This window comes from Burkholderia theae (assembly GCF_048565265.1).
GTDB classification, from domain to species: Bacteria; Pseudomonadota; Gammaproteobacteria; order Burkholderiales; family Burkholderiaceae; genus Burkholderia; species Burkholderia theae.
Genome location: NZ_CP183462.1, coordinates 3347019 through 3358137 on the forward strand (window position 1 = coordinate 3347019; position 11119 = coordinate 3358137).

Genomic DNA, 11119 nt, shown 5'->3' on the forward strand with positions numbered 1-11119 from the left:
TCAGCGCTGTTCGTCGGCGATATGGCTGCGGATCACGTCCGCGAACGACGTGTCGCCCTTCAGGCCGAGCGCTTCCGCGCGCGTCGTGTCCCACCGGCCCGGCCAGCTGCCGACGATCTTCTCGACGCGCTCGTCGGGCGCATGGCGAATCAGCTTCACGACGTCGTCGCCGGCCACTTCGCGCAGTGCCGCGATCATCTCGTCGACCGACACCGACAGGCCGGGCAGGTTGATCACGCGCTTGTTGCCGAGCTTCGCGCCGTCGATCTCGCAGCCCGCGACGAGCGCGTCGATCGCGCCGCGCGGCGACAGCAGCCACAGCCGCGTCGACCCCGGCACCGGGCACACGCTTTCCTCGCCGTTCAGCGGCTCGCGAATGATGCCGCTCGCGAACGACGACGCGGCCGCGTTCGGGCGGCCGGGCCGCACGCTGATCGTCGGCAGACGCAGCACGCGGCCGTCGACGAAACCGCGCCGCGCGTAATCGCACAGCAGCAGTTCGGCGATCGCCTTCTCGGCGCCGTACGACGATTGCGGGTTCAGCGCGGTATCGTCCTGCACGACGTCGGGCAGCGTGCCGCCGTAGACCGCGACGGAGCTCGTGAACACGACGCGCGGCTGGTGGCCGCGCGCGCGGCACACTTCGAGCAGCGTGCGCGATGCGTCGAGGTTGATCCGCATGCCGAGATCAAAATCGGCTTCGGCCTGCCCGCTGACGATTGCCGCGAGGTGGAAGATCGCACCCGTCTGCGTGTCGACCGCGCTGTCGAGCACCGCGCGATCGGCGATGTCGCCGACGATCGACGTCACGCGTGCGTCGCCGAAATCGCTGCCCTTGATGACGTCGAGCAGCACCAGCTCGTCGATCTTCGCGATCCGGCCGTCGGGCCCGGTCAGTTCGCCGCGCTCGAGAAGCTTGCGCGCGAGACGCTGGCCGAGAAAGCCGGCGCCGCCGGTGATCAGTACTTTCATGTTCTTCATCCTTACGGGAATACGTGAATCACAGGTACGGCTTGAGCCAGCCGAGGCCGGCCGATGTGCCGGCCTTCGGACGGTATTCGCAGCCGATCCAGCCGTCGTAGCCGAGCGTGTCGATCAGCTCGAACAGATACGGGTAGTTGAGTTCGCCGAGATCCGGCTCGTGGCGCTCGGGCACGCCCGCGATCTGGATGTGGCCGATGCCCGCGAAATCGCGCTTGAGCTTCATCGCGAGATCGCCTTCGACGATCTGGCAGTGGTAGCAGTCGAACTGCACCTTCAGGTTCGGCGCGCCGACTTCCGCGCAGATCGCCTGCGCGTCGTCCTGGCGGCTCAGGAAATAACCGGGCATGTCGCGCTGGTTGATCGGTTCGATCAGGATCGTGACGCCGTGCGCGGCGGCGGCCTGCGCCGCATGCCGCAGGTTCGACAGATAGGTGTCGCGATGGCGCGCGCGGTCGGCACCCGGCGCGACCATGCCGGCCATCACGTGCAGCTTCCGGTTGCCGAGCACGCGCGCATAGTCGAGGGCCTGGTCGATGCCGCGGCGGAACTCGTCCTCGCGGCCCGGCAGCGCCGCGATGCCGCGTTCGCCCGCGGCCCAGTCGCCGGGCGGCGCGTTGAACAGCGCCTGTTCGAGGTTGTGCGTGTCGAGGCGCGCGCGGATGTCCTCGGCGGCGAAGTCGTACGGGAACAGGTACTCGACGGCCTTGAAGCCGTCGTAGGCGGCAGCGGCGAAGCGTTCGAGGAACGCGTGCTCGTTGTACATCATCGAGAGGTTGGCGGCGAAGCGTGGCATGGCAGCGGTCCTGTGAATGAATGGGGCGGGGCGGCAGGCGCCCCGCGTCGAATGGCGGCTAGGTGGTTCAGCGGCTCAGCGGTTCACGAGTTTCGCGGGCGTGAGCCACACGGCGATCGCGCCGATCACGAGCATGGCCGCCAGCACGTACATGCCGGACGACGTGCTGTGCGTGACGTCCTTCAGGTAGCCGATCACGTACGGGCTCGCGAAACCGGCGAGGTTGCCGACCGAGTTGATGATGGCAATCCCTGCAGCGGCCGCGGAGCCCGCGAGGAACGCGGTCGGCAGCGACCAGAACAGCGGTGCGCAGGTCAGCACGCCGCCCGCCGCGAGCGACAGGAACACGATCGACACCGCCGTATTGTGCGAGTACGACGCGGCGACCGCAAACCCGACCGCGCCCATCAGCGCCGGCACGATCAGATGCCAGCGGCGTTCGCGGCGCTTGTCCGCGCTGTGGCCGAACAGGTTCATCACGACGATCGCGACGAGGAACGGAATCGCGGACAGCAGGCCGATCTGCAGCGTATCGGTGATGCCGGTCGATTTCACGAGCGTCGGCATCCAGAACGTGAGCCCGTACTGGCCGGTGACGAACGCGAAGTAGATCAGCGACATCCACCACATGCGCGGGTCCGAGAACACGGCCTTCAGCGAATGGCCGTGCTTCCCCTGTTCCTGCGGCTGCGCGGCGATTTCGTCTTCGAGCAGCTGCTTCTCGCGCTCGTCGAGCCACTTTGCGCCGCGGATGCTGTTGTCGAGATACAGGATCGTCGCGATGCCGATGAGCACGGCCGGCACGGCCTCGATCATGAACATCCATTGCCAGCCGTGGAAACCCGAGCCGCCGTGGAAGCGTTCCATGATCCAGCCCGACAGCGGGTTGCCGAAGATGCCCGACACGGGAATCGCGGACATGAACACCGCGATGATCTTCGCGCGGCGATGCGACGGGAACCAGTACGTGAGGTACAGGATCACGCCGGGATAAAAACCGGCTTCCGCTAGGCCGAGCAGGAAGCGCAGCACGTAGAACTGCGTCGGCGTCTTCACGAACGCGAACAACGCGGACAGCAGGCCCCACGTGATCATGATCCGCGCGATCCAGATACGCGCGCCGAGGCGGTGCATCAGCAGGTTGCTCGGCAGTTCGAACAGGAAATAGCCCAGGAAGAAGATGCCCGCGCCGAGTCCGAACACGGTTTCGCTGAACGCGAGATCCTGCGACATCTGCAGCTTCGCGAAGCCGACGTTCACGCGATCGAGATACGCGACCACGTAGCAGAGCATCAGGAACGGCACGATGCGCCAGAACACTTTCTTGTAGGTGCGGTCGAGTTCGGCCGAGTGGGCGGGCGCGGCGGGCGAGCGGCTTGCGGCCGCGTCGAGAGCAGTCATCGTCGTCTCCAATGATGTCGTGTGCCGGCGGCGCGTAGGCCGCCGGATCGTTTGTGTGTGCTGACGGAAGGGCCCGCGCACACGGCGGGCATGGGAATCGGTATGCGACGCGTTACCAGCGCACGCCGAAGGTCTCGCGCAATTCGTCGAGCGCCGCGTCGGAAAGCGGTTCGGGCTTCGGGTTCGTCATCAGCCACAGCCGTGCCGTTTCCTCGAGCTCCTCGAGCGCATACGACGCGTGCGACACCGACGGCCCCCACATCACCGGGCCGAGGCGGTCGAGCAGCACGCCGCGCACCTGGTCGGCGAGCGCCGCGACTTCGGCCGCGACGTTGGGGTCGCCGGGGCGGCGATAACGGATCAGCGGAATGTGGCCGACCTTCATCACGTAGTACGGCGTGATCGGCGGCAGCACGTCGGTGTCGCGCCACACGCCCGCGAGCGTCAGCGCGACGAGGTGAGTCGAATGCGTGTGGACGACGCCGTTTGCGTCGGCATTGCGCGCGTAGATGCCGCGATGCAGCGCGAGTGTCTTCGACGGCCTGCCGCCCGATACGGGCTGGCCGTCGACACCGACCTTCGCGATGTCGTTCGGGTCGAGCCGGCCGAGGCACGCATCGGTCGGCGTGATCAGCCAGCCGTCGGGCAGGCGCGCGCTGATGTTGCCGGCGCTGCCGACCGCGTGGCCGCGCGCGTACAGGCTCGCGCCGACGACGCAGATTTCTTCGCGCAGTTTCACTTCGTGGCTCATCGTGCGGCTCCGTCCAGTGCGCGCAGCGCCTTGTCGAAAAAGTCCGTCGTGCCGAAGTTGCCGGATTTCAGCGCGAGGCCGAGCGGCCGCGCGTCGATGGTGAGCGTGGCCGGCACGCCCGGATCGATCTGCGCGCCGATCTGCAGCGACTTCACGTCGAGCGCCTGCACGACCGCGCCGGACGTTTCGCCGCCGGCGACGACGAACTTGCGTACGCCGAGTTCACGCAGGCCGCGTGCGATCGCCGCGAGCGTGCTTTCGACGAGATGGCCGGCCGCCTCGACGCCGAGCGCTTGCTGCACGGCCTTCACTTCGTCGGGCGTCGCGGTCGCGTAGATCAGCACGGGCTGCGGCAGGTGCGAGCGCGCAAAGGCCAGCGCCTGATCGACGACCGGCTCGCCGCGCGATGCCGCGAGCGGATCGATACGGAAGCTCGGCCGCGTCGCGCGCCATGCGGCGACCTGCGCGTTGGTCGCTTTCGACGCGCTGCCGGCGAGCACGGCCGATAGCCCGTCGATGCGCGGCAGCGCGGCCGCGTTGTCGCGCTCGGGCAGCAATTCCGCGCGGCGGAAATTCGCGGACAGGCCGAGCGCGACGCCCGAGCCGCCGGTGACGAGCGGCAGGCCCGCGCATGCTTCGCCGAGTACGTAGAGATCGCGGTCCGACAGCGCGTCGGCGATCGCGAAGCGCGCGCCTTCCGCGCGCAGCTGGTCGATCCGCGCGCGCACGGCGGCCGCGCCCAGCGCGATCGTGTCGTAGCGGATCAGGCCGACCGGCGACTTCGTCTGGCGTTGCAGCACGCGCACGAGGTTCGCGTCCTGCATCGGCGTGAGCGGATGGTTCTCCATCCCCGATTCGTTCAGCAGCACGTCGCCGACGAACAGGTGGCCGCGATAGATCGTGCGGCCGTTCTCGGGGAATGCCGGGCACGCGATCGAGAAACCGCCGCCGGCCGCGTCGAGCAGCGCGTCGGCGACGGGCCCGATGTTGCCCGCGTCGGTCGAGTCGAATGTCGAGCAGTACTTGAAGAAGAACTGCCGGCACCCTTGCGCGCGCAACCATTCGTACGCGGCGAGCGATTGCGCGACGGCGGCCGCCGCGGGGATCGTGCGCGACTTCAGCGCGACGACGATCGCGTCGGCGTCGAGCGCGGCGCCGTCGGCGGGCACGCCGATCGTCTGCACGGTGCGCATGCCGCTCTTGACGAGCATGTTCGCGAGATCGGTCGCGCCGGTGAAATCGTCGGCGATGCAGCCGAGCAGGGGACGGGAAGCGGAAGCGGTCATGGCAGGAACGTCGTTCGAATCAGCGGGCGGGCGGCAGCGTGATGCCGGGGAAGGTCTTGATCACGGCGGAATCGTCCTCGCCGCCGTGGCCGGCGCTCGACGCGCTCATGAACATCTGGTGCGCGGTGGCCGACAGCGGCAGCGGGAACTTGCTGCGGCGCGCGGTATCGAGCACGAGGCCGAGATCCTTCACGAAGATGTCGACGGCCGACAGCGGCGTGTAGTCGCCGTTCAGGATGTGCGGCACGCGGTTCTCGAACATCCACGAATTGCCGGCGCTGTGCGTGATCACGTCGTACAGCGCGTCGGCATCGACGCCTTCGCGCAGGCCCAGCGCCATCGCCTCGGCCGCCGCCGCGATATGCACGCCGGCCAGCAGCTGGTTGATGATCTTCACTTTCGAGCCGATGCCGTGCGCGTCGCCGAGGCGATAGACCTTGCCGGCGATCGCGGCGAGCACGTCCTCGCAGCGCGCGTACGCGGCGGCCGGGCCCGACGTCATCATCGTCATCTCGCCGGACGCCGCGCGCGCGGCGCCGCCCGACACGGGCGCATCGAGCATCTGCAGGCCGGCAGCCCCGATCCGCGCGCCGAGTGCGACCGCGAATTCGGGCGCGACCGTCGCGCTCGCGATCACGACACCGCCCGGCTTCATCGCCGCGACCGCGCCGTGCTCGCCGAACAGCACCGTTTCGGTCTGCGCGGCATTGACGACGAGCGTGACGACGACGTCGCACTGCGCGCCGAGTTCGGCCGGCGTCGCGCAGGCAATGCCGCCTTCGGCGGCGAACGCCTGCAGCACGGTGTCGCGCACGTCGCACGCGTGCACGCGCAGGCCGGCGCGCAGCAGCGAGCGGGCGACGCCGAGGCCCATCGCGCCGAGGCCGATGACTCCAACATTTCGTGACATGGTCAACCTTGATCGATTCGGGGGGAGGTTCGGGACAACGGCGGCGCCGGGTTCGGCGGCGGCCGCCGGCTTCAGCAGATGCCGGCTTCCGCGAGACGGCGGGCAGCGTTGTACATGTGCGTGCGCGCCGCGTTGCGCGCCGCCATCGGGTCGCGCGCACGGATCGCGTCGGCGATCGCGGCGTGTTCCTCGCGCACCTGGCGCGAGAAGTCCTCGCGCGTCGCTTCGTTGCGCCGCGTGACCTTCACGCCGGCTTCGAGGTACTGGTTCAGGAACTGCAGCGTCTTCAGGAAATACGGGTTGCCGGTGACGGCCGCGATCGTGCGGTGGAATGCGACGTCTTCCGCGACGCCGTCGCGCCCTTCGGCCACCGCATCGTCGATCTTGCGCAGTGCGTCGTCGATGTCGGCCATGTCGTCGGCGGTGTGGTGCAGCGCGGCTTCGGCCGCGACTTCAGCCTCGATCGCGCGGCGCACCGCGAGCAGGTGCGGCAGCGAGCTCGCCTCGACCGCTTCCGCGTAGTCGATCCGCAGCGGCCGGATCGCGCCATGCTGGTTCACGAACACGCCGCTGCCCTGGCGCGGCTCGACCACGCCTTCGTTCTTCAGCCGCGAGATCGCCTCGCGGATCACGGTGCGGCTCACGCCGAATTCCTGCGCGAGCACGGCTTCGGTCGGCAGCTTGCCGCTGGCCGAGAAACTGCCGGCTTCGATCTGCTTGAGCAGTTGCTGCGCGACATGGTCGCTCATCGCACGGGCGGGAATTTTCTCGAACATGATGCTCTGGTTTGTAAGGTGATGTGGTCATCATACAAATTTGAGTGTGCATCAGCATCCGGGATAACCCTCGGTTAACGGTGACCAACGTCGGTCAAATCATCTGGTACCGGTTCCATCGACGCCGAAACCGACGCGATCGTGCGTCGTTCCACGGTCGATCGGAAAGGGGCAGGTGCCCACGGCTGTCAGTCGGCGATGTCTTCGACTGGGTCGGCCGCCGCATCCGGCGCGTCGCCGGCTTCCACGACTTCACCGCCGCGCTCCCGATAGGCCGCCGGCGGCACGCCGAACTGCTTGCGGAATTCGCGCCCGAGGTGCGACGCATCGGCGAACCCGCAGCTCGACGCGATATCGGCGACGGTCCGGTCCGAACTCGTCAGCAGCCACGCAGCGGTGCGCAGCCGCACCTGCTTCGCGAACGCCTGCGGGCTCTTGCCCGTCTCGGCCTTGAACAGGCGCTCGAGCTGCCGCGTCGACAGGTCGAGCTTGCACGCAAGCTCCTCGAGCGGCAGCGTGCGCCCGACATGTTGTTCCATCAGGAGAATCGCGCGCTTCACCTTCGGGTGCGTCGCCGGCTCGAGGCCCGGCGGATGCGGTTGCGGCGCATTGCCTTTCTGCATCTCGCCGACGAGCAGGATGCGCAGCGCCTTCTGCACGGTCGCGTGATCGAAATGGCGCAGCAGGATCGCGGCGGCGACGTCGATCGACGCGCGACCACCCGAACAGGTGATCCGGCGGCGGTCGATCACGAACAGCCGGTCGGCGATCAGGAGGTCCGGATCGGCGTTCGGAAAGCGTTCGATGAAATCCCAGTAGTGGAACCAGCTCACGCAGGTGCGGTAGCCGTCGAGCACGCCGGCGCGCATCAGCGTAAACACGCCGGTGCAGATGCCGACGACCGTCGCGCCGCCCGTCGCCGCGCGGCGGATGAAGTCGAGCGTTTCAGCGCCGGCCTGCGGCCCCGAATGCAGCAACCCGCCGACCACGACCACGTAGTCGAACGGTTCGGCCGCATCGAACGTTTCCCACGGCGTGATCTGGATCCCGCAACTCGCGCGTACCGGCGCGAGGGTCTCGCCGATCACGCTCCACGCGCAGCGCACGGGCTTGCTGTAGTCGCCGTCATCGGCCGACAGCCGCAGCATGTCGACGAAGCCCGAGAAGGCCGTCAGCGTGAAGTTCGGCAGCAGCACGATGCCGAAGCGGATGCGCCGCGGCGCGGGTTCTGCAAGGGGGGAAGCGGGTACGTCGGGTGTCATCGCGGCCAATCTCGTCACGCCGGGCAGGCGGTCTCACTCGTTTCACTCTGTTTGCGGGTACGGCTGCCGAGGCGGCGCGGATGAAGCCAGCGTCGCCGATCGGCCCGGGCCGGACTTGTGGTTTTCCGTCGCGAACCATCGCCAAAACGCACTTTCGGGCCGACCGGCACGGTGCTTGGCGGCGGTATCCCACGTCGATGCCGCTTTTGTTCTATCGGCCAATTTTACGCTTTGGTGTACTGGCGTCCAATCAACGTCACTCAACGCGTGAAAGCGCAAAGGCAGCCAGATGAACGTCAGCGCGTTCGACCTGTTCAAGATCGGTATCGGCCCGTCCAGTTCGCATACGGTCGGCCCGATGATCGCCGCGTGCCGCTTCGCGTCGCACGTCGAGGACGCGAACCTGCTCGGCTTCGTGCGCCGCGTGCGGATCGAGCTGTACGGCTCGCTCGGCGCGACCGGCAAGGGCCACGGCACCGACAAGGCCGTGCTGCTCGGTCTCGAGGGCCACCTGCCCGATACGATCGATCCCGACCTGATCGAGCCGCGGCTCGCCGCGATCCGCGCGGAGAAGTCGCTGTCGCTGCTCGGCAAGCAGACGGTCCGCTTCGAGGAAAAGGAGCACATCGGCTTCTATCGCAAGCTGATGAGCGGCACGAGCATCGTGCACCCGAACGGGATGCGCTTCCAGGCGTTCGACGAACACGGCCAGCTGCTGGTCGAGAAAGAGTATTACTCGGTCGGCGGCGGTTTCGTCGTGAACCGCGACGGCGATCGCGTGAACGGCGTGCGCGCGGCGGTCGAGGTGCCTTATCCGTTCCGCACCGGCGACGACCTGATGCGGCAGTGCCGCGAACACGGGCTGTCGATCGCCGAACTGATGCTGCGCAACGAATGCGCGCTGCGCCCCGCCGACGAAGTGCGCGCCGGGCTGCTCGCGATCTGGCGCACGATGGCCGCGTGTGTTGAGCGCGGCTGCAAGGTCGAGGGCGAGCTGCCGGGCCCGATGCGCGTGAAGCGCCGCGCGGCCGGGCTGAACGGCCGCCTGCGCGCGCGTTCGGAAGAGTCGCTGCGCGACCCGCTGTCGATGCTCGACTGGGTCAACCTGTACGCGATGGCCGTCAACGAGGAGAACGCGGCGGGCGGGCGCGTCGTGACCGCGCCGACCAATGGCGCGGCCGGCGTGATTCCCGCGGTGCTGCACTACTACGTGAAATTCGTGCCGGGCTCGAACGAAGCCGGCATCGTCGAATTCCTGCTGACGGCCGCGGCGATCGGAATCATCTACAAGGAAACCGCGTCGATCTCCGGCGCGGAAGTCGGCTGCCAGGGCGAAGTGGGCGTCGCGTGCTCGATGGCCGCCGCCGCGCTCGCGGCCGTGATGGGCGGCACGCCCGACCAGGTCGAGAACGCGGCCGAGATCGGCATGGAGCACAACCTCGGGATGACCTGCGACCCCGTCGGCGGGCTCGTGCAGATCCCGTGCATCGAGCGCAACGCGATGGGCGCGATCAAGGCGCTGAACGCGTCGCGCATGGCGCTCAAGGGCAACGGCCAGCACTACGTGTCGCTCGATTCCGTGATCAAGACGATGCGCGAGACCGGCGCCGACATGAAGACGAAATACAAGGAAACGTCGCGCGGCGGTCTCGCCGTGAACGTCATCGAATGCTAACGAAGGGTCAATCATCATGAGCCGCTACTCGATATTCAGCCTGTTCCGCAACGGCCTCTCGTATCACGAGAACTGGGAAAAGCAGTGGAAGAGCCCGGAACCGAAGAAGGAATACGACGTCGTGATCGTCGGCGGCGGCGGCCACGGCCTCGCGACCGCGTACTACCTCGCGAAGGAACACGGGATCACGAACGTCGCGATCCTCGAGAAGGGCTGGATCGGCGGCGGCAACACCGCGCGCAACACGACGATCGTGCGCTCGAACTATCTGTGGGACGAATCGGCCGCGCTGTACGAGAAGGCGATGAAGCTGTGGGAAGGGCTGTCGCAGGACCTGAACTACAACGTGATGTTCAGCCAGCGCGGCGTGATGAACCTCGCGCACACGCTGCAGGACGTGCGCGACACCGAGCGCCGCGTGAACGCGAACCGGCTGAACGGTGTCGACGCCGAGTTCCTGACGCCCGAGCAGATCAAGGAAATCGAGCCGACCATCAACCTGAACAGCCGCTACCCGGTGCTCGGCGCATCGATCCAGCGTCGCGCAGGCGTCGCGCGTCACGATGCGGTGGCCTGGGGCTTCGCGCGCGGCGCGGACCGCGCCGGCGTCGACATCATCCAGAACTGCCAGGTGACGGGTATTCGCCGCGAAGGCGGCGCGGTGGTCGGCGTCGATACGGTGAAGGGCTTCATCAAGGCGAAGAAGGTCGCGGTGGTCGCGGCCGGCAACACGACGACGCTTGCCGACATGGCCGGCGTCCGTCTGCCGATCGAGAGCCACCCGCTGCAAGCGCTGGTGTCCGAGCCGATCAAGCCGGTCGTCAACTCGGTGATCATGTCGAACGCGGTGCACGCATACATCAGCCAGTCCGACAAGGGCGACCTCGTGATCGGCGCGGGCATCGACCAGTACACGGGCTTCGGCCAGCGCGGCAGCTTCCACATCATCGAAAGCACGCTGCAGGCGATCGTCGAGATGTTCCCGGTGTTCTCGCGCGTGCGGATGAACCGCCAGTGGGGCGGCATCGTCGACGTGTCGCCGGACGCGTGCCCGATCATCACCAAGACCGACGTGAAGGGCCTCTATTTCAACTGCGGCTGGGGCACCGGCGGCTTCAAGGCGACGCCCGGCTCGGGCTGGGTGTTCGCGCACACGATCGCCCGCGACGAACCGCATCCGCTGAACGCACCGTTCGCGCTCGACCGCTTCTACACGGGCCACCTGATCGACGAGCACGGCGCTGCCGCCGTGGCGCACTAACCCGACCATTGGAGAAAGAA

General features: G+C 67.8%; 10 protein-coding genes. 2 read left to right on the plus strand and 8 right to left on the minus strand.

Features of this window, described 5'->3' with window-relative positions; translation table 11 throughout:
* The 8 genes from denD to ACN22W_RS32605 all read right to left on the minus strand — a co-directional run bounded on the left by denD (nucleotide 1) and on the right by ACN22W_RS32605 (nucleotide 8163).
* Complete coding sequence (denD, locus tag ACN22W_RS32570; protein ID WP_419688626.1) at nucleotides 1–972, minus strand: D-erythronate dehydrogenase; 972 nt, start codon at nucleotides 970–972, stop codon at nucleotides 1–3.
* Nucleotides 973–1000: 28 nt separating this feature from the next.
* Entirely contained in the window at nucleotides 1001–1777 is a 777-nt protein-coding gene (gene otnI, locus ACN22W_RS32575; protein WP_419688628.1) for a 2-oxo-tetronate isomerase, read from the minus strand.
* A gap of 75 nt (nucleotides 1778–1852) precedes the next feature.
* On the minus strand, nucleotides 1853–3178 hold the full coding sequence (locus ACN22W_RS32580; protein WP_129515713.1) for an MFS transporter: 1326 nt from the start codon (nucleotides 3176–3178) through the stop codon (nucleotides 1853–1855).
* A 112-nt stretch (nucleotides 3179–3290) separates the two neighbouring features.
* Nucleotides 3291–3929 (minus strand): aldolase, encoded by a 639-nt coding sequence (locus ACN22W_RS32585; RefSeq protein WP_419688630.1) that lies wholly within the window; start codon nucleotides 3927–3929, stop codon nucleotides 3291–3293.
* Nucleotides 3926–5215 (minus strand): 3-oxo-tetronate kinase, encoded by a 1290-nt coding sequence (gene otnK, locus ACN22W_RS32590; protein WP_419688632.1) that lies wholly within the window; start codon nucleotides 5213–5215, stop codon nucleotides 3926–3928. Before otnK ends, ACN22W_RS32585 begins: the two co-directional genes overlap by 4 nt.
* A 19-nt stretch (nucleotides 5216–5234) precedes the next feature.
* Nucleotides 5235–6125: an L-threonate dehydrogenase gene (ltnD, locus tag ACN22W_RS32595; protein ID WP_419688634.1), complete on the minus strand. Its 891-nt coding sequence runs from the start codon at nucleotides 6123–6125 to the stop codon at nucleotides 5235–5237.
* A 71-nt stretch (nucleotides 6126–6196) separates the two neighbouring features.
* On the minus strand, nucleotides 6197–6901 hold the full coding sequence (locus ACN22W_RS32600; RefSeq protein ID WP_412023809.1) for a FadR/GntR family transcriptional regulator: 705 nt from the start codon (nucleotides 6899–6901) through the stop codon (nucleotides 6197–6199).
* Nucleotides 6902–7089: 188 nt separating this feature from the next.
* Nucleotides 7090–8163 carry a GlxA family transcriptional regulator gene (locus tag ACN22W_RS32605; RefSeq protein WP_129515708.1) on the minus strand — a complete coding sequence of 358 codons (1074 nt, stop codon included), beginning with the start codon at nucleotides 8161–8163 and terminating at the stop codon, nucleotides 7090–7092.
* A 289-nt stretch (nucleotides 8164–8452) separates the two neighbouring features.
* On the opposite strand from ACN22W_RS32605, the gene ACN22W_RS32610 reads away from it, so the two are divergent.
* Both ACN22W_RS32610 and ACN22W_RS32615 read left to right on the plus strand, forming a co-directional pair.
* Complete coding sequence (locus ACN22W_RS32610) at nucleotides 8453–9838, plus strand: L-serine ammonia-lyase (protein ID WP_419688636.1); 1386 nt, start codon at nucleotides 8453–8455, stop codon at nucleotides 9836–9838.
* A gap of 16 nt (nucleotides 9839–9854) precedes the next feature.
* Nucleotides 9855–11099, plus strand: a complete 1245-nt coding sequence (locus ACN22W_RS32615) for a sarcosine oxidase subunit beta family protein (protein ID WP_048242597.1) — start codon at nucleotides 9855–9857, stop codon at nucleotides 11097–11099.
* Nucleotides 11100–11119: the final 20 nt, after the last annotated feature.